General features: G+C 57.8%; 22 protein-coding genes and 1 pseudogene. 9 read left to right on the forward strand and 14 right to left on the reverse strand.

Going from position 1 to position 21,670, the window contains the following annotated elements; all coding sequences use genetic code 11:
• Positions 1-287: pseudogene (locus PROAA_RS14750) on the forward strand (SCP2 sterol-binding domain-containing protein); the annotation flags it as partial.
• Positions 260-523, forward strand: coding sequence for a hypothetical protein (locus tag PROAA_RS18965; RefSeq protein WP_222102292.1), 264 nt, complete (start codon positions 260-262; stop codon positions 521-523). The pseudogene PROAA_RS14750 and the gene PROAA_RS18965, both read left to right, overlap by 28 nt.
• Before the next feature lie 41 nt (positions 524-564).
• Here the strand turns inward: PROAA_RS18965 and PROAA_RS14755 are convergent, their stop codons facing one another.
• From PROAA_RS14755 to asd, 10 genes are all read right to left on the reverse strand, one after another.
• A complete protein-coding gene (locus PROAA_RS14755) occupies positions 565-987 on the reverse strand; it encodes a F0F1 ATP synthase subunit epsilon (RefSeq protein ID WP_186412067.1) in 423 nt (140 codons plus the stop codon).
• A 68-nt stretch (positions 988-1,055) separates the two neighbouring features.
• Entirely contained in the window at positions 1,056-2,456 is a 1,401-nt protein-coding gene (gene atpD, locus PROAA_RS14760) for a F0F1 ATP synthase subunit beta (RefSeq protein ID WP_186412068.1), read from the reverse strand.
• A 36-nt stretch (positions 2,457-2,492) separates the two neighbouring features.
• Positions 2,493-3,359, reverse strand: a complete 867-nt coding sequence (atpG, locus tag PROAA_RS14765) for a F0F1 ATP synthase subunit gamma (protein ID WP_186412069.1) — start codon at positions 3,357-3,359, stop codon at positions 2,493-2,495.
• An 18-nt stretch (positions 3,360-3,377) separates the two neighbouring features.
• A complete protein-coding gene (gene atpA / locus PROAA_RS14770; RefSeq protein ID WP_186412070.1) occupies positions 3,378-4,916 on the reverse strand; it encodes a F0F1 ATP synthase subunit alpha in 1,539 nt (512 codons plus the stop codon).
• A 9-nt stretch (positions 4,917-4,925) separates the two neighbouring features.
• Positions 4,926-5,462, reverse strand: a complete 537-nt coding sequence (locus PROAA_RS14775) for a F0F1 ATP synthase subunit delta (RefSeq protein WP_186412071.1) — start codon at positions 5,460-5,462, stop codon at positions 4,926-4,928.
• Between the two features lie 5 nt (positions 5,463-5,467).
• The gene (locus PROAA_RS14780; RefSeq protein WP_186412072.1) at positions 5,468-5,938 is read right to left on the reverse strand and encodes a F0F1 ATP synthase subunit B; all 471 of its coding nucleotides are present in this window, start codon (positions 5,936-5,938) and stop codon (positions 5,468-5,470) included.
• Between the two features lie 39 nt (positions 5,939-5,977).
• Entirely contained in the window at positions 5,978-6,226 is a 249-nt protein-coding gene (gene atpE, locus PROAA_RS14785) for a F0F1 ATP synthase subunit C (RefSeq protein ID WP_186412073.1), read from the reverse strand.
• Positions 6,227-6,285: 59 nt separating this feature from the next.
• On the reverse strand, positions 6,286-7,155 hold the full coding sequence (gene atpB / locus PROAA_RS14790) for a F0F1 ATP synthase subunit A (RefSeq protein WP_186412074.1): 870 nt from the start codon (positions 7,153-7,155) through the stop codon (positions 6,286-6,288).
• 2 nt (positions 7,156-7,157) lie between these two features.
• The gene (locus PROAA_RS14795; protein WP_186412075.1) at positions 7,158-7,499 is read right to left on the reverse strand and encodes an ATP synthase subunit I; all 342 of its coding nucleotides are present in this window, start codon (positions 7,497-7,499) and stop codon (positions 7,158-7,160) included.
• A 217-nt stretch (positions 7,500-7,716) separates the two neighbouring features.
• The gene (gene asd / locus PROAA_RS14800) at positions 7,717-8,571 is read right to left on the reverse strand and encodes an archaetidylserine decarboxylase (RefSeq protein WP_222102293.1); all 855 of its coding nucleotides are present in this window, start codon (positions 8,569-8,571) and stop codon (positions 7,717-7,719) included.
• A 73-nt stretch (positions 8,572-8,644) separates the two neighbouring features.
• Between asd and PROAA_RS14805 the strand changes: the two genes are divergently transcribed.
• Positions 8,645-10,384, forward strand: coding sequence for an aminotransferase class III-fold pyridoxal phosphate-dependent enzyme (locus PROAA_RS14805; protein WP_186412076.1), 1,740 nt, complete (start codon positions 8,645-8,647; stop codon positions 10,382-10,384).
• Here PROAA_RS14805 and PROAA_RS14810 read toward each other — a convergent pair.
• Positions 10,305-10,913, reverse strand: coding sequence for a hypothetical protein (locus PROAA_RS14810; RefSeq protein ID WP_186412077.1), 609 nt, complete (start codon positions 10,911-10,913; stop codon positions 10,305-10,307). The genes PROAA_RS14805 and PROAA_RS14810 overlap by 80 nt on opposite strands.
• Positions 10,914-11,126: 213 nt before the next feature.
• Between PROAA_RS14810 and PROAA_RS14815 the strand changes: the two genes are divergently transcribed.
• A complete protein-coding gene (locus PROAA_RS14815; RefSeq protein WP_245664298.1) occupies positions 11,127-12,317 on the forward strand; it encodes a glycosyltransferase family 4 protein in 1,191 nt (396 codons plus the stop codon).
• Between the two features lie 56 nt (positions 12,318-12,373).
• Positions 12,374-13,390: a PilZ domain-containing protein gene (locus PROAA_RS14820; protein ID WP_186412078.1), complete on the forward strand. Its 1,017-nt coding sequence runs from the start codon at positions 12,374-12,376 to the stop codon at positions 13,388-13,390.
• A gap of 1 nt (position 13,391) precedes the next feature.
• Here the strand turns inward: PROAA_RS14820 and PROAA_RS14825 are convergent, their stop codons facing one another.
• On the reverse strand, positions 13,392-14,471 hold the full coding sequence (locus PROAA_RS14825; RefSeq protein ID WP_186412079.1) for a hypothetical protein: 1,080 nt from the start codon (positions 14,469-14,471) through the stop codon (positions 13,392-13,394).
• 58 nt (positions 14,472-14,529) lie between these two features.
• Positions 14,530-15,843 carry a prephenate-dependent tRNA uridine(34) hydroxylase TrhP gene (gene trhP / locus PROAA_RS14830; RefSeq protein ID WP_186412080.1) on the reverse strand — a complete coding sequence of 438 codons (1,314 nt, stop codon included), beginning with the start codon at positions 15,841-15,843 and terminating at the stop codon, positions 14,530-14,532.
• 74 nt (positions 15,844-15,917) lie between these two features.
• Between trhP and rng the strand changes: the two genes are divergently transcribed.
• Both rng and PROAA_RS14840 read left to right on the forward strand, forming a co-directional pair.
• Complete coding sequence (rng, locus tag PROAA_RS14835) at positions 15,918-17,372, forward strand: ribonuclease G (RefSeq protein ID WP_186412081.1); 1,455 nt, start codon at positions 15,918-15,920, stop codon at positions 17,370-17,372.
• Positions 17,373-17,466: 94 nt separating this feature from the next.
• On the forward strand, positions 17,467-18,606 hold the full coding sequence (locus PROAA_RS14840) for a diguanylate cyclase domain-containing protein (RefSeq protein ID WP_186412082.1): 1,140 nt from the start codon (positions 17,467-17,469) through the stop codon (positions 18,604-18,606).
• 53 nt (positions 18,607-18,659) lie between these two features.
• On the opposite strand, the gene PROAA_RS14845 is transcribed toward PROAA_RS14840, so the two are convergent.
• On the reverse strand, positions 18,660-20,111 hold the full coding sequence (locus tag PROAA_RS14845) for an NAD-dependent succinate-semialdehyde dehydrogenase (RefSeq protein ID WP_186412083.1): 1,452 nt from the start codon (positions 20,109-20,111) through the stop codon (positions 18,660-18,662).
• A 141-nt stretch (positions 20,112-20,252) separates the two neighbouring features.
• On the opposite strand from PROAA_RS14845, the gene PROAA_RS14850 reads away from it, so the two are divergent.
• Entirely contained in the window at positions 20,253-20,732 is a 480-nt protein-coding gene (locus tag PROAA_RS14850) for a C40 family peptidase (protein WP_245664299.1), read from the forward strand.
• Positions 20,733-20,760: 28 nt separating this feature from the next.
• Positions 20,761-21,660 carry a radical SAM protein gene (locus PROAA_RS14855; protein WP_186412085.1) on the forward strand — a complete coding sequence of 300 codons (900 nt, stop codon included), beginning with the start codon at positions 20,761-20,763 and terminating at the stop codon, positions 21,658-21,660.
• Positions 21,661-21,670: the final 10 nt, after the last annotated feature.

The following is a 21,670-nucleotide window of genomic DNA, read 5'->3' on the forward strand; positions in this document are numbered from 1 at the left end:
GCTATTCGATGCTGGTCGACGCAGCGCTCGGATTCATAAACCATCTTCTCGCTGGAGAAGCTTGGGCGCGTGACCGCCTCAAAGTGTTTGCAGGGAAAACGGTGCGCCTGGAGCAAGGCGCACTCTGCCTGTCACTGGCAATCTCTTCCAACGGGCTTTTCTTCGTTGCTACCGGAAAGCAAGCAACGGAAGACGTCAGCATCACTCTTCCATCCGATGCGCCCTTGCGCGCGCTGACCGACCGTTCCTACGCTGGGACGTGGAAAGCGATATTTCGCTGCTTGTAGGCGATATAGCGGCGCGTCGTCTTGTCGAAGGCAGCAAGCAGCTGGTCAAGTGGCATGTGCAACAAACCACAAACCTGGCATTGAATGTGGCCGAATACTTCACAGAGGAAAAGCCGGCTATCGCTCGCAGCCAGAATATTTCTGCCTTCTGCGGAGACGTCGGTGATTTGCGGGATGCGATGGATCGACTTGAAAATCGGGTGGCATCCCTGGAAAGCCGACCGCTGAAGGTCTGACCATCTTCCTGCTGATTGCAGTCGATCCTGCGAATCGCTGGTCAGTTCTTCTTTCGAATCCGCTTGAGTGTCTGCAACTGCGCGACGGCCTGCGCCAATTCGGCCTCTGCAGTCGCATAGTTGACGTCGGAGGAGCGGTTCTCCAGGGCTTCTTCGGCTCGTCGCTTGGCTTCGATGGACTTGGCCTCATCCAGGTCGTGCGCACGAATCGCCGTGTCGGCGAGCAGTGTAATCAGTGTTGGCTGTACTTCCAGCACTCCGCCCGATACGTACACCAACTCATACTCTTCGCGATCCGGTACTTTCAGACGTACCGTACCTGGCTTGATACGGGTCAACAGCGGCGTATGGCGCGGGTAGATACCCAATTCACCAGCCTCGCCGGGAAACACCGCAAAATCGGTCTCTCCGGCAAAAATCAGTTCCTCGGCACTGACGACGTCAACATGTACTCTGAGTGGCATGGTTTCTTTCCCCTACGCAGATCGCGTCAAACTTATTGGAATAACACGGCTCCCGCGACGGACTGAGCTTAAAGAGTTTTGGCTTTTTCCAGGGCTTCCTCGATACCGCCGACCATATAGAAGGCTTGCTCGGGGATGCTGTCGCACTCACCTTCAACAATCATCTTGAAACCCTTGATCGTCTCCTTGAGCGGCACATACTTGCCTGGCGAACCGGTAAAGACTTCGGCGACATGAAACGGCTGCGACAGGAAACGCTGGATTTTGCGCGCGCGATAAACGGCCAGCTTGTCATCCGGTGACAGTTCATCCATGCCCAGAATGGCGATGATGTCCCGCAATTCCTTGTACTTCTGCAACGTCATCTGTACCGCACGTGCGACCTTGTAGTGCTCCTCGCCAACGACCTGTGGGTCAAGCTGGCGCGATGTCGAATCGAGCGGGTCGACCGCCGGATAGATACCCAGCGAAGCGATGTCACGAGACAACACGACGGTCGAATCAAGGTGCAGGAAGGTAGTTGCCGGCGACGGGTCGGTCAAGTCATCGGCGGGCACATACACGGCCTGAATCGAGGTGATCGAGCCGACCTTGGTCGACGTGATCCGTTCCTGCAGGCGGCCCATTTCTTCAGCCAGTGTCGGCTGATAGCCCACGGCGGACGGCATCCGCCCAAGCAGCGCGGACACTTCCGTTCCGGCCAAGGTATAACGATAAATGTTATCGACGAAGAACAGAATGTCGCGGCCATCGTCGCGGAAACGTTCGGCCATGGTCAGGCCGGTCAGCGCCACACGCAGACGATTGCCCGGAGGCTCGTTCATCTGACCGAACACCATCGCGACCTTGTCGAGGACGTTGGAATCCTTCATTTCGTGGTAGAAGTCGTTGCCCTCGCGGGTACGCTCGCCAACGCCGGCAAACACTGAGAGGCCCGAGTGCTGCTTGGCGATGTTATTGATCAGTTCCATCATGTTCACGGTCTTGCCCACACCAGCACCACCGAACAGTCCGACCTTGCCGCCCTTGGCAAACGGACAAACCAGATCGATAACCTTGATACCGGTTTCAAGCAGATCGACTGACGGCGAAAGCTCGTCGAATTTTGGCGCCAACTGGTGAATCTCACGGCGTTCTTCGGTAGCAATCGCTCCCGCTTCGTCGATCGGCCGACCGAGCACGTTCATGATGCGGCCAATCGTCGCGTCGCCAACCGGAACAGAAATGCCGGCACCTGTATTGTTGACCTTCATGCCTCGGCGCAAGCCATCCGACGACCCCATGGCGATCGTCCGAACCACACCGTCGCCCAACTGCTGCTGAACTTCAAACGTCAGATCCTCTTCGCAGTTATCGTGCTCTTCGGCTTTGTCGAGCAGCAGTGCATCGTAGATTTTGGGCATCGCATCACGCGGGAACTGGATGTCCACCACGGCACCGATACACTGAACAATGTTTCCTTGACTCATCGTCGTATCCCCAATCGATAAACTAAGTTCGTGTGGTCAGACAGCCGCAGCGCCGCTGACAATTTCCGAAAGCTCTTTAGTGATCGCTGCCTGTCGAGCCTTGTTGTAAACCAGCTTGAGCTCGCCGATCACGTCCTTTGCATTGTCCGAAGCGGACTTCATGGCCACCATACGCGCACTTTGCTCGGAGGCCATATTCTCGGCTACAGCCTGATACAGTATTGCCTCAACGTAGCGCAGCAGCAGATCGTCGATTACCGACTTGGCATCAGGCTCGTAGAGATAATCCCAGCGGTTGCTGCTATTGCTCCCGACCATGTCGCCAGAGAGTGGCAGTAACTGTTCAATGACCGGTTCCTGCTTCATCGTATTGATGAATCGGTTATATGCAATATATAGAACGTCGATCTCACCCTTGATATATGCATCAAATTGGGCTTTCGCCGGCCCGATCAGCTTTTCAAGGTGCGGCGTGTCACCCAGCCCGACAACTTGCGACACGATATCCGCGCCGGCACGCATCATGAAACCCAAACCTTTGTTGCCGATGGCGGTTACCAGGAGTTTCTTCCCTTCGCCGTCCCACTCCTTCATTCTGCCCAAGGCGAGACGCAGTACGTTGGTATTCAGACCGCCGCACAGGCCCTTGTCCGAGGTGACCGTGATCAAGCCAACCGCCTTCACTTGCTCGCGCTTGACCAGGAACGGATGGCTGTAATCCGTCAGCGCATGCGACAGGTTTCCGGCAACACGCCTGATCTTCTCGCCGTAGGGGCGGGCAACACGCATTCGATCCTGCGCCTTGCGCATTTTCGATGCAGCCACCATCTCCATGGCCTTGGTGATCTTGCGCGTGCTTTCTACGCTCTTGATCTTGTTACGGATTTCCTTGCCGCTCGCCATGGCAATCTCCTTGATCGATCAGGCCAGGGTGGCCTTGAACTCCTCGATCGCCTTGGTGAGCTCTTGCTCAGCACCAGCATCAAGTTCTTTGCTCGTTTCAATCTTGCTGACGAGAGCGGCATATTTCTGCTTGACGAAGCCTTGCATCTGCTTCTCGGTATCAAGCGCCTTCTTCACCTCAACGTCGTCGAAAAAGCCCTTGTCAACAGCAAGCAACGTGATCGCCATCTCGGAAACTGCCAGAGGCGAATACTGCGGCTGCTTCATCAATTCGGTAACCAGCCGCCCGCGATCCAACTGCTTGCGGGTTGCCTCGTCAAGATCGGAAGCAAACTGAGCAAACGCCGCCAATTCACGGTACTGAGCAAGTGCGAGTCGAACACCGCCACCAAGCTTCTTGATGACCTTGGTTTGTGCAGCCCCGCCAACGCGCGACACCGAAATACCGGCGTCAATAGCGGGACGCACGCCGGAGTTGAACAGGTCCGTATCCAGAAATATCTGGCCGTCGGTAATCGAAATCACATTGGTCGGAACGAAAGCAGATACGTCGCCGGCCTGTGTTTCGATGACTGGCAACGCAGTCAGCGAACCGGTCTTGCCCTTGACTTCTCCGTTGGTAAATTTTTCGACCCACTCTTCCGAGACACGAGCAGCACGCTCAAGCAGACGGGAGTGCAAATAGAACACGTCGCCCGGGTAAGCCTCACGACCCGGTGGACGTCGCAAGAGCAGAGAAACCTGACGATAGGCCCAGGCCTGCTTGGTCAGATCGTCATAAATGATCAACGCGTCCTGTCCGCGATCACGGAAGTATTCGCCCATCGTGCAACCAGAATAAGGTGCAATGTACTGCAACGCAGCCGATTCGGCTGCCGTGGCGGCGACGATAATCGTGTATTCCATCGCGCCGTGCTCTTCCAACCTGCGCAACACGTTGGCAACGGTCGAAGCCTTCTGACCGATTGCCACGTAGATACACATCAAGTCCTTGCCCTTCTGGTTGATGATGGTATCAACTGCCACCGCTGTCTTGCCAGTCTGACGATCGCCAATGATCAGCTCACGCTGGCCGCGACCAATCGGCACCATCGCGTCAATGGATTTCAACCCTGTTTGCACCGGTTGCGACACCGATTTGCGCCAAATCACGCCCGGCGCGACTTTTTCGATCTTGTCGGTCAGCTTCGCATTGACCGGGCCTTTGCCGTCGATCGGGTGGCCGAGCGAATTGACCACTCGACCGAGGAGTTCCGGGCCGACCGGCACTTCAAGAATACGCCCGGTCGTCTTGACCGAATCACCTTCAGTGATATTCTCGTATTCACCAAGAACCACGGCACCAACCGAGTCACGCTCGAGGTTGAGTGCCATGCCGAAAGTCCCGCCCGGGAATTCGAGCATTTCGCCTTGCATCACGTCGTCCAGGCCATGCACGCGACAAATGCCATCAGTCACCGATACGACCGTACCCTGAGTACGGGTTTCGGCGCCCACGTCCAGATTCTGAATCTTGCTCTTGATCAGTTCACTGATCTCGGAAGGATTCAATTGCATGAATTTCTCCTAGTTCTTAAGCGCCGTGGCCATTGCTTCTAGCTTGCCGCGAACGGAAGCATCGAGTACCTGGTCACCTACTGCCACTTTGATCCCACCGATCAGCGCTTCGTCCACCACGACATGTGGCTGGAGTTTGCTGCCAAAATGGGGCTCAAGTTGGCTCATCAGATTTTTCAGTTGTGCGTTGTCGAGAGGATAAGCACTGGTAATAAAAGCTTCCCGGACCCCCTCGTCCGCGCTCCTGAGCTGCTCGTAGATTTCCTGAATTTGCATCAGGACGCCGAGTCGTTCGTTCTCGGCAAGCATGCCGATAAAAGAAACCAGTTCCTTGTTGCCGGCTTCGCCGGAGAGAGAAACAAACAGATTTGCAACCTGTCCGGCGGAAAACTTCGGATTGCCGACAACCTTGGTCATTTCTACATCTTGCGCGATTGCCGCAAGGCGCTGCAAACGATCTGACCAGGCCGCCAGCGCCTTGCTTTCCCGTGCCAGACGGAAGACAGCCTGCGCATAGGGTCGAGCGATAGTGACGGATTCAGCCATGAGCGTTACAGATCCTGTTTGATCGCGGCAAGCATGCTGGCATGTGCCTTGACATCGACTTCGCGGCGCAGAATCTTCTCGGCGCCGGCAATGGCCAGTTCAGCAACGCGTTCGCGCAAGGATTCCTTGACGCGAGCGGCTTCCTGCTCGATTTCAGCCTTGGCACCGGCGACGACCATATCGGCTTCAGTCTTGGCCTGCTGTTTTGCCGCCTCAATGATTTCCTGCGCGCGCTTCTCGGCCTGGGCCAGAACCTCGGCTACCTTTTCCTTACCCTCGCGGATGGTATCCGCCGAGTTCTTGGAGGCAAGTTCGAGACTATGCCGTCCACGTTCAGCAGCTGCGAGGCCATCAGCGATCTTTGTTGCACGTTCGTCAAGCGCCTTCATGATGGGTGGCCACACGAACTTCATCGTGAACCACGCCAGAATGAAGAACACAACGATCTGGGCAAACAGAGTTGCGTTCAGATTCACGGTTATCTTCCCTCTTAAAGGTTGATGGGAGACGTCCGATTACTTGATGACGAACGGGCTGGCGAAAGCAAACATCATGGCGATACCGACGCCGATCAGGAAAGCCGCGTCAATCAGACCAGCCAGCAGGAACATCTTGGTCTGCAGTTCGTTCATCAACTCAGGCTGGCGGGAAGCGGCTTCAATGTACTTGCCACCCATCAGGCCGATACCGATACAAGCCCCGATCGCGCCAAGACCAATGATCAGACCACAGGCCAGCGCTACATTACCAAGAACAAGTTCCATGACCACTCCTTCAAATTGAACTACACGTTAACAATCATAACTACAACAAACGATACCGATTAATGGCTTTCGTGCGCCTGGCCGATATAGACCAGCGCCAGCATCATGAAGATGAAGGCCTGCAACAAGACAATCAGGATGTGAAAGATTGCCCAAGCCGTACCTGCAAGCACATGACCCGCCCACAGCAACGGTCCGGTCATACCTTCCGAACCACCGTAGGCAGCACCCATCAGGGCAATCAGCATGAAAAGCAATTCGCCGGCGTACATATTGCCGAACAGTCGCATCCCATGCGAAACAGTCTTGGACAGAAACTCGATCATCTGCATCAGAAAATTGGGCAGATAGAGCAAGAAATGATTACCGAACGGCGCCGTAAAGAGCTCGTGAACCCAGCCCCCCAGACTCTTGATCTTGATGTTGTACCAGATGCAGATAAGCAGCACGCCGATCGACATGCCGAGCGTCACATTGAGATCTGCGGTGGGAACCACACGCAGGTAGGCGTGAGGATTGCCGGTAAGGTTCTGCCAGAGTGCAGGCAAAAAATCAACCGGCAGGAAGTCCATCGAATTCATCAGGAAAATCCAGACAAACACGGTCAGCCCAAGAGGCGCAACAAACCGGCGCGACTCCTTGTTATGGATAATTGCCTTGGCTTGACCATCCACCATTTCCACCATCATTTCGAGCGCCGCCTGAGCTCGTCCAGGGACGCCGGATGTCACGCTCTTGGCCAGCCGCCACATGATGAGCAACCCGAGCACACCCATGGCGATCGAGAAGGTGACGCTATCCAGATTGATGATGCTGAAGTCAACTATCGAAGCCTGAGCATGCCCCGAGGTGTTCAACTGGGTCAGGTGGTGGACGACATACTCACCAGCGTTTGGAGCGTTTGCTGCAGCTTCGTGACCAGTAGCCATGATCAGGACTTTTTCCAGAGAGCCAAAAAACTCGCTTGCAATGCAAGCACCAGTCCGATCAGCATGGCAGGCCCGTGCAAATCGGCGTATCCCTTTACTATCAACACCAGCAGCCCGGTTGTCGCCGCTATCTTGACAAACTCGCCAAGAAAGAAATTGGCCGGGTATGAAGAGGCGGGGCGATTAGCCACGCACTTCAGGCGCAGGGCAAACAAAAGGTTAGGTAAGGTACAAGCCAAACCACCCAATCCTGCCGATACCGCCCCCCGAAAACCTGCGAACAACCCAGCCACCAAAACCGCAATAACTGTAGCCCCTGCCTGCAGAAGAATAGCTCTAATCATTTATGAGGAGAATAACACGGCTATTTACTGCAAGTCGTTTAGTTAACTATAAGACATTTGAAATTCGGCGTCAATGAATATTGTTTCAGCAAAAAATTATAGCACTTAAGCTACTGCACAAGCGGGAGTCACGCACATGCCACCAAAGCAAAACCGAGTACCGCCATCCTCACGCAACGCTTGAATAAGCACTACAAATCATCAGCTTACCGGCGCATCACTGAGGTGATGACGGTGGCACTCGAAGTAGCGCTTCGCCCATACGCACGTGCTGACCCGCTGCAATGCCGGCGCACAAGGCAAAGCCTTTGGGCGCAAAGACAATGATCGTCGACCCATGCTGGAACCAGCCCATTTCGTCTCCTCGGCTAAAAATCGCTCGGCAAGGGATGACATTGGGTCCGCGATAACGCAGGTGCAACAGCGTATCGAGGAACAGCAGGCGAACACTGGCGACAAGTATGGCGGCCACCGGTACCAGTGTGATCCGATTTCCGCTGCCGGTCAGCGTCGTTTCGATCAGTACCCGCTCGTTTTTGCAGAACAATTTCTCCACCCGCTTGAGGGCGATCGGGTTCACGTTCCAGGTGTCGCCAGAGATATAGGTGACCCGATCGACCCGACAATCGCAGGGCGCATGAAAGCGATGGTACATGCTCGATGTCAGACGCAAAGTGACGTAGGTTCCGTCACGGTAGTACTCGACCAAAGCCGGGTCATGCAACAGGTCTGGCAAAGCGTAGGGGAAACCCTTGGCCTGGATCACCTGCGTGCCGGAGATGGCGCCACAAGCGCCGACGATACCGTCGCAGGGACTGATCAGACTGTCCGGATTGTTGTCCAGAGGTCGTGCCCCCGCCCGCAACTGTCGGGTAAAACAATCGTGCAGGCTACGAAAATGACTTTGGCGGGCGTCGGAAAGATCAAGGGCGGCAAAGCGCTTCCAGATGCCAATCGAAATATCGCGAACAAGCGGATGTTCGATCTGACTGAACCAGCCCATGAACCGTGTGAGCAGTTGCCGCGGCAAGCGGTTGGTCAACAGAAAGTTGATATCTTCCCGGAGCAGCAAGAGTGATGGCCGACGTGGGATAGTCACAGCTTTGTAAAGAGAATTCGGTAGAAGACAGGGCAAGGAGAAATCAATGGACGAAACCTTCGCACTGTATACCGCCGGCCTTGGAGCGCTGGCCCTGACGTTGCCTCGCCTCAAGCGTCGCCTTGAGCTGTCCCGCGCCAAGCATCCGTCGCTGGCCGGGCATTCGCGCCTGGCGAAACGTATCGCACGCCTGATTCCGTTCTACGACTACGGCGAGGACACGTTTTTCGGCAGCGACAATGCACCCCCTGGTATCGTCCAGCGTCGCCGGACCGGATTCCTGGCATTGGCAACCTTGTACAAACAGCGCTTCGCTCGATCGGCGGCGCTCACCGGCACAGCCAGTGAATACCTCTCCGACCTGCAATTTACCAGCAACTACCGGATTCCCTTCCAGTTCAGTCGATTCGTGCGGCAGCATTTGCAGGGCGGCAGCTTCCTGCAGTCCAGCAATGGCGTTCATGTAACCGACCTCGACGGCAACGAATTCCACGACCTCACCGGCTCCTACGGCGTCAACGTGTTCGGTTATGATTTCTACCGCCAGTGCATTGTCGAAGGCAGCGCCCGAGTCTGGACACTGGGGCCCGTACTTGGCGCCTACCACCCCATTGTCATCGACAACGTCAGACGGCTGCGGGCCATTTCCGGGCTTGATGAAGTTACGTTCCATATGTCCGGCACCGAGGCGGTGATGCAGGCGGTGCGGCTGGCCCGTTACCATACCGGGCGTCGAAACCTCGTCCGTTTCTGTGGTGCCTATCACGGCTGGTGGGAGGATGTACAGCCCGGTATCGGCAACCCGCTGCCTCCCCGCGACACCTACACACTCAGGGAGATGGACGAGCGTTCTATCCACGTTCTGGCGACACGCAAGGATATTGCCTGTGTGCTCGTCAATCCGCTGCAGGCCCTGCACCCCAACGCTGGCGCACCCGGCGATTCCTCTCTGGTCGATAGCGCCCGGCGCGCCCACTTCGACCGATCGGCATACACCGCATGGCTGCTGCAGTTGCGCGACGTATGCAGCCGACGAGGTATCGTGCTTATTTTCGACGAGGTTTTCGTTGGTTTTCGCCTGGCGCCGGGTGGAGCGCAGGAATACTTTGGCGTGCGTGCCGACATGGTCACTTACGGCAAGACGCTGGGCGGCGGATTGCCGGTCGGTGTCGTCTGCGGACGACGCCAGCTCATGAAGCGCTTTCGCGATGATTTGCCGGCCGATATCTGTTTCGCGCGCGGCACCTTCAATTCCCATCCCTACGTGATGGGCGCCATGCAGGTCTTTCTGGAACAACTGGATCGACCGGAAATGCGGAAACACTACGACGGTCTCGACGAGACCTGGAGCAGACGAGCCGCGACACTTAACCATCGTCTAGAGAATGCCGATTTGCCGGTTCGGGTAGCCAATATGTCGAGCATCTGGACCGTGTTCTACACGCGGCCATCGCGCTACAACTGGATGCTGCAGTATTACCTTCGTGCCGAAGGCCTGGCACTTTCCTGGGTGGGAACGGGGCGGCTGATCTTCAGCCTGAACTATGACGCTGGCGATTTTTCCGCGGTCGCCGAACGTTTTGTCGCTGCCGCGCAGGCCATGCAACGCGATGGCTGGTGGTGGGAGGCGCCCGGCATCACCGATAAGGCGATCCGGCGTCGCATCCTGTTCGAGATGCTGGCTCATCGCTTTGGCTTCCGTCCAATCAGACGCTTTGCTCATGTCCCATCGGGTCGATCAATTCGCCACGCAGAAGATGGATCGGTGCCGTGCAGTAGAGCTTGAGGTCATGAAATGGGTCGGTGAGTATCTTGGTCATCCATACCAGCCCGGTCTGAATGTCGCGGATGAAGAACAGTTGCACGGTGCGGAAGATCAAACCGCCGATGCCGACGCCGAGCCAGATCAATGAAACCTGATCGATCAGCTCGGCGTTGTTGGCGGCGGGCTCGAACATGCCGAACAGTGCAGGATCGACAAGCAGCGTCAATGGCGCTACTGCCCAGATGCCGATAAGCACCAGCTTGCGTCGCAGGTTGTAACCAACCTTGATTTCTTCCTTGTGTTCGTGACTGGCCTGGTTGACGACGTCATATCCCTTCGGTTCGAAGAAGAAATGGCCGGCCTGGCGCGTGGTCATCGAAACAAGCCAGCCGGTTAACGCTGCCGCCACTGGATTGGTAAATACCATGACATAGGCAGCAAGAAAACTCGCTGCACTGACGAAGTGCAGGGATTGGTTGATGCGGCTGTGGTGGTAGTAACGGTGGTCGTCCCAGCGCTGCACTTGCAGGGCTTTGAAGAATGCATTCATGGTCGCTCCCTGATGGTTGAAGATTGGCACACTCGAATCAGGTTCCGACGGTATTGATGAATTGCTACGGGTTCGTTAAAGAATGAAGAAAAATTGGCGAAAGCGGTCCGCTTACACGAAAATGTAATCGGACTGTCGCATTGCTGTTACCGGGACTGGCGAGCATTGGGAAGCGTTTCCTTGAGACCCTTCATATTCCTGTGCGAGCAGCCCGTGAATTCCATATGCATCGAACAGTTGCCGGCAAGCCGAAAGACCTTGCGCCTTGCCGTCGTAACGGAGACTTACCCACCAGAAATCAATGGCGTGGCGATCACCCTGAGTCGCTTCATTGATGGTCTGCGCGAACGAAATCATGAAATCCAGTTGATCAGGCCCCGCCAGAACGCTACCGAACATCCCGCACTGGTTGGCGGGTTCAACGAGCTGCTGACTGGCGGCGTGCCGATCCCGCGCTACCCGGACCTGAAAATGGGCTTCCCGGCCAAACGCATGCTCGTTAGCCAGTGGACGCGACATCGGCCGGACCTCGTTCATATCGTTACCGAAGGACCGCTTGGCTGGTCAGCCCTGCTGGCGGCAATCAAGCTCAGGATTCCTGTCTGTTCCGATTTCCGAACCAATTTCCATGCCTACAGCCTGCATTACGGCATCGGCTGGCTGAAGAAGCCGATCATCGCCTACCTGCGCCGGTTCCATAACCGCTGCCTGATGACCATGGTGCCCACCCGACAGATGCAGGCAGAACTGAGTGACTGCGGTTTCCACAATCTGCGTGTGGTCGCTCGCGGGGTCGACGCGCGGCTGTTCAATCCGGGCCGGCGCAGCGAATCATTGCGTCGACAATGGGGAGTAGCGCCGGATACACCCGTCGCGATCCATGTCGGACGACTGGCCGCAGAAAAAAACCTCACGGCGCTTTGTGCTGCATTCATCGGAATCCGCCAACGTCACCCTGCAGCCCGGTTGGTCCTCGTTGGTGACGGCCCCGAAACAGGGGCGCTACGCATTCGGGTTCCCGATGCCATCTTCGTCGGCACTCGCCAAGGTGAAGAACTGGCGACACACTACGCTTCCGGCGACTTCTTCCTCTTCCCGAGCCTTACCGAAACCTTTGGCAATGTAACCCTGGAAGCCATGGCCAGCGGCTTGCCGGTGGTGGCCTACAACTACGCCGCCGCGGCACAGCACCTTCGGCATGGTGACAATGGCCTTCTGGCAAGCTACGGGCAAACAATCGACTTCGTTGCCAAGGGCGGTGAAATTGCGGCCCGATACGCGCAAGAGCCGGAGAGGTTCCGCGCCATGGGCCATCGCGCCCGGCTGACGGCTGAATCCCTGGACTGGCCGCGCGTGGTTCAGGACTTCGAATCACTGCTGCTCGCCGTCGCCCGCGACGACTGACCTCGGCGCAACCCGCCCGATGCGCTGAATGGCCGGGCATTCCCCATGCTCTGGATATGCTAACGACTGATTTTACGGTAGAGTTCGCCGGGAAGTCGCACGAATCGCAGCAACGGGTTGTGAGCCAGCTCAACCCCGGCCTTTTCGGAAGTCAGAACGTGCTGAAAACGATCTTTGGAAAAACATTCGGTTCCTCGGTTGCCGGCAACCCGCAATCCGGCGTTGCCCCCTTGATGAAGATCGACCTTGAGCGAATCAAGACGCTGATCGAGTTTTTCCAGATCGGGAAGAAACTGCGCTATTACCCCGAATTCAAGCAGGATATCGTTTTCGATACGCTCGTCGTCGCCTATTGCGTCAATGGAGATTTCATCTATTCCATGGAGGCGATCAATCGCGATTCTGATGGTTATCCGACTGCTTTTCTTTCACGTGAAAATGGCGAACGAACGCCGCTTGCGAGACTGAAGGAATTTCAGTTGCTCGTACCGGACACCTCCGATCTTGAAATGAAGCTTGACTATCATCGTCGCGCCCTCCTTGGCCGCGGACGACAATTCAGCGTAGGCAACCACATTACCCTGATCTCCAACGCCGGTGTGAGGGGAGTATCGACACTGGATACCGAAGTGGCGAAACAAGTTATCCTGCCCGAGGGCCCATACGCACACACGAAAATGATCTTGCTGACGCCGGAGCTGAATGCACTGTCGGTCACCGATCAACGCACGAAGTCGCGCACCCGAACCCATGCGCCGGTCACGATATCGCTGCCGGAAGGCAAGTTCGCCGGCCCGTGCACGATTGTTGATATTTCCGAAGGCGAAGTGCGTATTCGCGTACGGGACCGCGGCACAACGATGCCCCTGATGCACAAGGGTGACGAAGCGGTCATCGAGATCGATCTTGGCGAGTCGGAAAAGCACTACAGCATCAAGGGAACGGTGATCCGGCGGTCGTCCGAGACCTGTGTCTTCCATCTGGTGGGGCAATACGCGAACGGCAAACTCAGCAGCTTCAGTCCGCTGGACCTTCTGGAGTTGAAAGCCAGCCTGCTCAACTACGGCAAGTGAACTATGAATCAAGCAGGCCTGCGATGATCAGCGCCGCTTCATTCGCGCCGGTGGGAAGGGGCTTCGATGGTTCGAATTGTTCCCAAAGCTCGGTCAGAACCACCTGCAGACGCTCACCGACAAGCCCGGATTCCTCGATCTCGCAGCAGCGGGCGTTGCGCTTCAGCCAGTCAATCAGACAATCCTGCTCCGGCCAGTCGTCACGGCGCAGGTAAAGCACCGGCGTTCCATTGCATGCGGCTTCGGCAAAGATGCCATAACCCGGTTTGGTGAATACCGCATCAACGCTGCATAACAGATCAGTGAAATGGAGGCCGAGCGGTTCAAACGCCACCTTGTCCTTGTGATCAAGTCCCCAACTCTCGGGAACCAGCCAGCGCACGCCTTCGATGCTCGGCCAGAGTTCAACGGGCAGTTGTATTTCAAACCCCCCAAAGGCGATCAGAACGAGTTTTTCACCCGGCTTGCAGGCCAGCTGTTCGCGCAATGAAAGACGGCAATCCCGGCCCAGTGCGGCGACCGGTCCGACGTCGCGGATATGCGGCAGATCGACCATCGGCATGGCAGGCGTCAGGCGTAGAAAGCTCTTCGCGCAACAGTAGGCCGAGAGCATTTCATCATGAATCTTGCCGGCCCAGCGTTCGCTGCCAAAAAAGTAGATGAACAGTTCGGCCCAATTAAGCGAGCACATCGCCAGTGAAGGAATACCGGCGCGCGCGGCGCCAGCCAGCGGCAGGTAAGCGACGTCGGTCAGCACAAGGTCGGGGCGCAGACGACGCAGTCGCTCGGCCTCATCGGCGACGCGTTGTCGCCAATTGGTGTGTTGTTTTCGGTAAGCGGCGGCAGTGCTGGCGCGGTCGATGCGTACCGCATCGAGCATGACGAAGCCGAAGTCGCTGCTTTCCTGAATATAGGCGAAATCGCCATTCACGCGCGCGCGCAGTCTTTCGTGCGACAGGCCACTGCGCACGGTCAGCCGCAATTCAGGCAGCAGACAAGTCAATTGATTGAGGATCGGCGCCACCTGCGCCAGATGGCCGAGCCCGTGCGAGGATATATCGACAAGAAGATGCGGGGCCATGGGTACCTCAGCGCCTATGAATCAATACCGGAAGAGATTGCATAAGAGCCGGCTTCATTCAGACAAAGCGCGCCAACATCGCACCCTGCAACCCCGCAGCGAGCGGAATCCAGACGCGATGACCGTTGCCGGGCGCCACACTGAGCGGCAAACCGTCAGCGTTTTCCATGCGCGCCAGCTCGATTTCATGATTGCCGGCTGGGTGGATGACCTCAATGCGGTCGCCGACCGAAAAACGATTCTTCACCTCGACGCCTGCCAGCTCTCTTGCCGGATCCCAGGCGATCACGTCGCCAACGTAGAGACTGCGCCCGGATTCCGAGTGGCCGCGCAGATAGTTCTGCATCTCGTGTTCGTGATGGCGCTGGAAGAAACCGTCGGTGTAGCCACGGTTGGCCAGCCCTTCGAGTTCGCCCAAAAGTCGGGGGTTGAACGGGCAGCCGGCGACGGCATCGTCGATGGCGCGACGATAGACCTGTGCCGTGCGCGCCACATAATAGGGCGACTTGGTGCGCCCTTCGATTTTCAGCGAATCGACGCCGATCCCGATCAGGCGTTCCACGTGTTCGACGGCGCGCAGGTCCTTCGAATTCATGATGTAGGTACCGTGCTCGTCTTCCTCGATCGGCATCAGTTCGCCGGGACGTTCCTTCTCCTCGAGCAGCCAGGTGGTCGCCGCTGCCTTGGGCGCGACGGTGGCGCAGCCGCGCACATCGCCGCCGGCATCTTCTTCGCCTGCTTCCACCTTGTAGTCCCAGCGGCAGGAGTTGGTACACGACCCCTGGTTCGAATCACGGTGGTTGAAGTAGCCGGACAGCAAACAACGGCCGGAATAAGCAACGCACAGCGCGCCGTGCACGAAGACTTCGAGTTCGATATCCGGACATTCCTGACGGATTTCGGCGACTTCATCGAGCGACAGTTCGCGCGAAAGAATGATGCGCGAAACGCCCAACTTCTTCCAGAAACGGACGGCGGCAAAGTTCACGGTATTGGCCTGCACCGAGAGATGCACCGGCATCTCGGGCCAGGCCTCCCGCACCAGGTCGATCAGCCCGGGATCGGCCATGATCAGGGCATCGGGTTTGAGTGCAAGCACCGGCGCCATGTCTGCCAGATAGGTGCGCACCTTGGAGTTGTGCGGAAGGATGTTGCTGACAACGTAGAATTGCTTGCCGCCAGCATGCGCTTCACCGATCGCGCTGCCCAGCATTTCCAGATTCCCGAAATCGTTGTTGCGTACACGCAGGCTGTAGCGTGGCTGGCCGGCATAGACCGCGTCGGCGCCAAAGGCAAAAGCCGTGCGCATCATGGCCAGCGAACCGGCGGGTGCAAGCAACTCGGCTTGAGGCAGCGCAGAGGCGTCTGACATGGGAGCGAATACCGGGAAAGGGGTAGAATGCTGCGAATTTCCGATTTTACCTGCTTTCTCCGAATCGCCCGCCCATGCCCGAAGATATCCTGATCAACTTTACGCCGCAGGAAACCCGGGTTGCCGTCATGAATCAGGGTGCCGTGCAGGAATTGCACATCGAACGCAGTTCAAGCCGCGGCCTGGTCGGCAATACCTATGTCGGCCGGATTGTTCGCATTCTGCCCGGCATGCAGTCGGCTTTCGTCGATGTCGGCCTCGACCGCACGGCCTTCCTGCACGTCGCCGACATCTGGGAATCGCGCCAGCAAACGGAACCCGTGCGGCCAATCGAGCGCCTGCTGTTCGAAGGCCAAAGCCTGGTCGTACAGGTCATCAAGGATCCGATCGGCACCAAGGGAGCGCGACTGTCGACGCAAATCTCGCTGGCCGGCCGGATGCTGGTGTATCTGCCGCAGGACCGGCATATCGGCATTTCCCAGCGCATCGAGAAAGAGTCCGATCGCGAGGCGCTGCGCGAAAAACTCGCGCATCTGGTGGGAACCAACGAAGCGGGTGGCTTCATTGTCCGCACGATGGCAGAAAATGCGACCGATGCCGAACTCGCCAACGATATCGATTATCTGCGCAAGATCTGGCATGACATTCAGTTTCAGGCGAAAACGATGGAGCCGCCCGGGCTGCTTTTTCAGGAACTGTCGCTCGGCCAGCGTGTGCTGCGCGATTTTGTCAATCCCGAGACGGCTCGAATCGTTATCGACTCACGGGAAAACTTCCAGAAACTCAGTGCTTTCGCCGCCGAATACACACCGACCGTTGCCCCCCTTCTCTGTCATTACACCGGCGAGAATCCCCTGTTTGACCAGTTCGGCGTGGAAGACGAGATTCAGCGGGCGCTGGCTCGCCGCGTCGATCTCAAATCGGGCGGGTATCTGATCATCGATCAGACCGAGGCGATGACCACCATCGACGTCAACACCGGCGGATTCGTCGGAATTCGCAACTTCGAAGACACCATATTCAAGACCAATCTCGAAGCGGCGCAGACGATTGCCCGCCAGCTCCGCCTGCGCAACCTCGGTGGCATCATCATCACCGACTTCATCGACATGGAAAGCGAGGAGCACAAAAACGCGGTACTCAGCGAATTCAACCGGGCGCTTGAGCAGGACCACACGCGTTTGACGGTCAACGGCTTCACTGCGCTGGGGCTGGTCGAAATGACACGCAAGCGCACACGCGAATCTCTGGCGCATGTGCTGTGTGAAGAATGCTCGACCTGTCAGGGTCGTGGCGAAATAAAGACTGCCCGCACCGTATGTTATGAGATCCTGCGCGAACTCCTGCGCGAATCGCGCCAATTCAATGCCCGGGAGTTTCGCGTTCTGGGAAGTGTCGCGGTAATTGATATTCTTCTCGACGAGGAAGCACAGGGACTGGCCATGCTTTCCGACTTTATCGGCCGACCGATCTCGGTACAGGCCGAACCCAGTTATGGCCAGGAGCAATTCGATATCGTTCTGATGTAAAAAAGCATGCTGGACTCTGGGTCTTTTGGCCTTGATTTCCCGGTATATTGCCAACCTAAGGCGTAGGCATCGCAAAACTACCTGAGACCAAAGCATGCAAACCTTTGTTTGGGGCGAAGAATTCTATACGGGCATCGGACCCGTCGATGAGCAGCATCACGGGCTGGTTGATCTATTCAACAAGCTGAGCGCGTCGCTGACCGACACCGAAATGGCGGGGAACACCGACGTCCAGCTCGCCTTTTCACAGTTGATGGACTACACGAAATACCACTTCTCCAACGAAGCGGCCATTATGCAGCAGGAGGGTGTCGATCAACGCCACACCGCGACGCATCTCAAGCTGCACGGAGAGTTCGCCGAGCAGGTGCGCGCCATGTGGGGAGCACGATCCACCTTGAGCAATCCGGCGGAGTTCTTTCTGACCTTTCTCACGTCCTGGCTTTGCTTGCACGTTCTGGGTGTGGACCAATCGTTGGGGCGACAGGTTGCGCTGATCAAATCCGGCATGACGCCGCAACAGGCCTACGAGTCGGAGTTGCTCAGGCCGAAGGACAAGAGTGCGGAAGCCATCATCAAGGCGCTGCGCAACACCTACCGGGTAGTTTCACGGCTCAGCCTCGATCTGATTTCGGCAAATCAGCTTCTTGAAGAGAAGGTCGCCGCGCGAACCGCCGAGCTGCAACTGGCCAACGTGGCGCTGACAACAGCCAACAGCAGGCTCGAAGCGTATTCCCAGACCGACGGTCTGCTCGGCATCGCCAATCGGGCGTGTTTCGATTCCCGTCTGGCCAACGAATGGAGTCGTGCGATTCGCGAGCAGTATCCGGTGGGCATATTGATGATCGATGTCGATTTCTTCAAGAATTACAACGACCGCTACGGACATCAGGCGGGCGATACCTGTCTGCAGGCAGTCGCCAAAGCGGTTAGCGGCAGGATCGTGCGGGCGCTGGACCTGCTGGCGCGCTACGGCGGTGAAGAATTCGTCGTGATCCTGCCCAATACGTCGGCACAAGGCGCCCAGAAGCTTGCGCTTGACATGTGCGATGCCGTATCCGGTCTGAACATTCCGCACACGGCATCGACGGTGGCGGATCACGTTACGGTCAGTATCGGCGTGGCATCGATACTGCCCGATCGACATTCATCTCCGGATGAGGCCGTGGCGGCTGCCGACCGTGCCCTTTATGCCGCGAAGCACCAGGGCAGGAACCAGGTCTGTCTCGCCTGAAACGCCGTACCGTGAGAAGTGCATGAAGCAGCCCGGCAGGCTGCTCATTCCGGTCATTCGATGCCGAAGCACAGGTACTTGATCTCCAGATACTCGTCGAGTCCGTGCTTCGAGCCTTCGCGTCCCAGACCGGATTGTTTGACGCCGCCGAAAGGCGCGACCTCGTTCGAGATGAGGCCGGTGTTAATACCGACCATGCCGTATTCAAGCGCTTCGCCGACGCGAAAACAGCGGGCGACGTCGCGCGAGTAGAAATACGCGGCAAGTCCGGATTCGGTGTCGTTGGCCTGGGCGATGGCCTCGGCCTCGCTGGTGAAGCGGAAGATCGGCGCCACCGGACCGAAGGTTTCTTCGCGCGCAACGCGCATCTCCGCGGTGACATCGGTGAGTATCGTCGGCCGGAAGAAGTTGCCCCCCAGGGTAGGGTGGTGTCCACCGGTAAGCAGTCGCGCGCCCTTGCCGATGGCATCGGCGATGTGCTCCTCGACCTTGACCCGTGCGGCATCGTCGATCAACGGCCCCAGTGATACGCCGTCTTCGTCACCCGCGCCGACTTTGAGCGTTGCGACGCGTTCCGCCAGCTTCCGGGCAAAAGCGTCGTAGACACCCGCCTGCACGAGAAAGCGGTTGGCGCAAACGCAGGTTTGTCCGGAATTGCGAAACTTGGCAATCAGCGCGCCTTCGACGGCAGCGTCGACATCGGCGTCGTCGAACACAATGAAGGGCGCATTGCCGCCGAGCTCAAGCGACAGCTTCTTGATCGTCGGCGCGCACTGCGCCATCAACAGGCGACCAACCTCGGTCGATCCGGTAAAGGACAGTTTGCGCACCAGTGTGCTGGCGGTCAGCGCACCGCCGATGATCGCCGGGTCGCCGGTCAGCACGTTGAAGACGCCGGCCGGTATTTCCGCTTCGGCCGCCAGTCGGGCCAGTGCCAGCGCGCTGAGCGGCGCCTGTTCGGCCGGCTTGAGAATGATCGTGCAGCCGGCGGCCAGCGCCGGAGCGACCTTGCGCGTGACCATCGCCAGGGGGAAATTCCACGGCGTGATGGCGGCGGCGACACCCACCGGCTGACGCAGCGTCAACAGTCGTTTGCCGGCAGTCGGACTGGGAATGCTCTCGCCATAGGCACGCTTGGCTTCTTCGGCGAACCACTGGACGAAGGACGCGCCATAGCCGACTTCACCGCGCGCCTCGGCCAACGGCTTGCCGCACTCGGCGGTGATCAGGCGGGCAAGATCGTCGGCGTTGGCAAGAATCAGGTCGAACCAGCGGTCGAGGAGCGCAGCCCGATCCTTCGCCGTGGTTTCGCGCCAGCTTTTCCAGGCCGCGTTTGCCGCTACGATGGTGCGCAGCGTTTCGGTGTTGCCCATCATCGGCACTTCACCGATCAATTCACCGGTCGCTGGGTTGTTGACCGGCAGCACGCCGCCGTCATCCGCCGCCTCCCAGCGGCCGTCGATAAAACAGTTGGAACGAAGTAGTCTGGGGTCGGCAAGATACATAGGTCGTGTAGTGATTCAGTGAGTGGATGAATTTGCCCCGATTGAGCCATGACAGCTTTGCGCATCGTCGGGAAGTCCCACCTTTTTCAGGTGGACGGGTTCTGATCACAGTTTATACTTCACGGCATGCAGATACACACATTGATCGCCTGTATTTTCGCGATTCTGCTCGCCGCCTGCGGCAGTGCGCCGCCCTCGCCCCGGCCGTCGTCGGATGCGCTGGCCAGGAGCGAGGCGTATAGCAGGCAAGGAAATGAAGTCACGCTGTTCGCGCTGGGTTTGATCGATACCGGTTACCGCTTCGGCGGCAAGAATCCGGAAGCCGGGCTGGATTGCAGCGGCATGGTGTCCTACATCTACAACCATGCTGCTGGCGTGACCATCAAAGGCAGTGCCGCCGACATTGCCCGCAAGGGTCGACCCATCGAGCGCAACGAATTGCGCGCAGGCGATCTGGTCTTCTTCAATACGCGCAACTTCCGCTTTTCGCACGTCGGCGTTTACATCGGCGGCGACCGCTTCATTCATGCGCCCTCAAGCAATGGTCATGTGCGCATCGACCAGATGAGTGCCCGCTACTACGCCCAACGCTACGAAGCGGCGCGTACCTTCTTTGAATGACCGTTGATATTCTCAGGCCCGAACCCGATTGCGAGATTTCCTGCCCATCCGCTACGTTGAACCGGTCTTCCGACCGCCGAGTGAGGCCCGGTCGCTGATCCTGCCGGTGACCGACGGCTGCTCGTGGAACAAGTGCACCTTTTGCGAAATGTACACCGCGCCGCAAAAGGGTTTTCGAGCGCGTGATGAAGCCGAGGTACTGAGAAGCATCCAGCAAACGGGCGCGCAATGCGCCGATGAAATCCGCCGCGTCTTTCTCGCCGACGGCGATGCGCTGGTGCTGCCCACCCGGCGCCTGCTTGCCGTACTGCAGGCGATTCGCGAACACTTGCCGGCGGTACGCCGCGTGTCGACGTATTGCCTGCCACGCAACCTGCGCAAGAAAACGGTCGAGGAGCTGCGCGAGCTGGCCGATGCCGGACTGAGCATCGCCTATGTCGGCGCCGAGTCGGGCGACGACGAAGTGCTTGAAAAGGTCTGCAAGGGCGAAACCTTCGAGACGACCCGCGACGCGCTCGACAAACTCGGCGCTGCCGGGATCACCCGTTCGGTGATGATACTCAACGGGCTGGGCGGACCGGAGCTCTCGGCGCAGCACGCCGACAACTCGGCACGCCTGCTCAACGCCACGCAGCCGGAGTATGCAGCGACCTTGGTCGTCAGTTTTCCGATGGGCGAAGAGCGCTTCCGCAAAGGTTTTCCTGGTTGGCGTGCGCTCACACAACACGAACTGTTCTGCGAGATGGAACGATTTCTCAGCCAGCTCGAACTGAAGCGCACGGTCTTTCGCAGCGACCACGCGTCCAACTGGCTGGTGCTCAAGGGAACGCTCGGCGCCGACAAGGAACGCCTGCTGCAACAGGTCCGCGAGGCCATCGCGCAGCCAGAAGCTGCGCACCTGCGCCCGGCCTGGGCGCGGGGTCTGTAACTTCAAACCG

This window comes from Candidatus Propionivibrio aalborgensis (assembly GCF_900089945.1).
Lineage (GTDB): Bacteria > Pseudomonadota > Gammaproteobacteria > Burkholderiales > Rhodocyclaceae > Propionivibrio > Propionivibrio aalborgensis.

Excerpts from the sequence above, each read along its gene's own strand:
- PROAA_RS14840 (WP_186412082.1), top strand. The coding sequence starts at position 17,467 with ATGCAAACCTTTGTTTGGGGCGAAGAATTCTATACGGGCATCGGACCC.
- atpA (WP_186412070.1), bottom strand. The coding sequence starts at position 4,916 with ATGCAATTGAATCCTTCCGAGATCAGTGAACTGATCAAGAGCAAGATT.
- trhP (WP_186412080.1), bottom strand. The coding sequence starts at position 15,843 with ATGTCAGACGCCTCTGCGCTGCCTCAAGCCGAGTTGCTTGCACCCGCC.
- atpG (WP_186412069.1), bottom strand. The coding sequence starts at position 3,359 with ATGGCGAGCGGCAAGGAAATCCGTAACAAGATCAAGAGCGTAGAAAGC.
- atpD (WP_186412068.1), bottom strand. The coding sequence starts at position 2,456 with ATGAGTCAAGGAAACATTGTTCAGTGTATCGGTGCCGTGGTGGACATC.
- PROAA_RS14810 (WP_186412077.1), bottom strand. The coding sequence starts at position 10,913 with ATGAATGCATTCTTCAAAGCCCTGCAAGTGCAGCGCTGGGACGACCAC.
- PROAA_RS14825 (WP_186412079.1), bottom strand. The coding sequence starts at position 14,471 with ATGGCCCCGCATCTTCTTGTCGATATATCCTCGCACGGGCTCGGCCAT.
- PROAA_RS14795 (WP_186412075.1), bottom strand. The coding sequence starts at position 7,499 with ATGATTAGAGCTATTCTTCTGCAGGCAGGGGCTACAGTTATTGCGGTT.
- PROAA_RS14775 (WP_186412071.1), bottom strand. The coding sequence starts at position 5,462 with ATGGCTGAATCCGTCACTATCGCTCGACCCTATGCGCAGGCTGTCTTC.
- PROAA_RS14845 (WP_186412083.1), bottom strand. The coding sequence starts at position 20,111 with ATGTATCTTGCCGACCCCAGACTACTTCGTTCCAACTGTTTTATCGAC.
- PROAA_RS14820 (WP_186412078.1), top strand. The coding sequence starts at position 12,374 with ATGCTAACGACTGATTTTACGGTAGAGTTCGCCGGGAAGTCGCACGAA.
- PROAA_RS14805 (WP_186412076.1), top strand. The coding sequence starts at position 8,645 with ATGGACGAAACCTTCGCACTGTATACCGCCGGCCTTGGAGCGCTGGCC.
- rng (WP_186412081.1), top strand. The coding sequence starts at position 15,918 with ATGCCCGAAGATATCCTGATCAACTTTACGCCGCAGGAAACCCGGGTT.
- PROAA_RS14755 (WP_186412067.1), bottom strand. The coding sequence starts at position 987 with ATGCCACTCAGAGTACATGTTGACGTCGTCAGTGCCGAGGAACTGATT.
- atpE (WP_186412073.1), bottom strand. The coding sequence starts at position 6,226 with ATGGAACTTGTTCTTGGTAATGTAGCGCTGGCCTGTGGTCTGATCATT.
- atpB (WP_186412074.1), bottom strand. The coding sequence starts at position 7,155 with ATGGCTACTGGTCACGAAGCTGCAGCAAACGCTCCAAACGCTGGTGAG.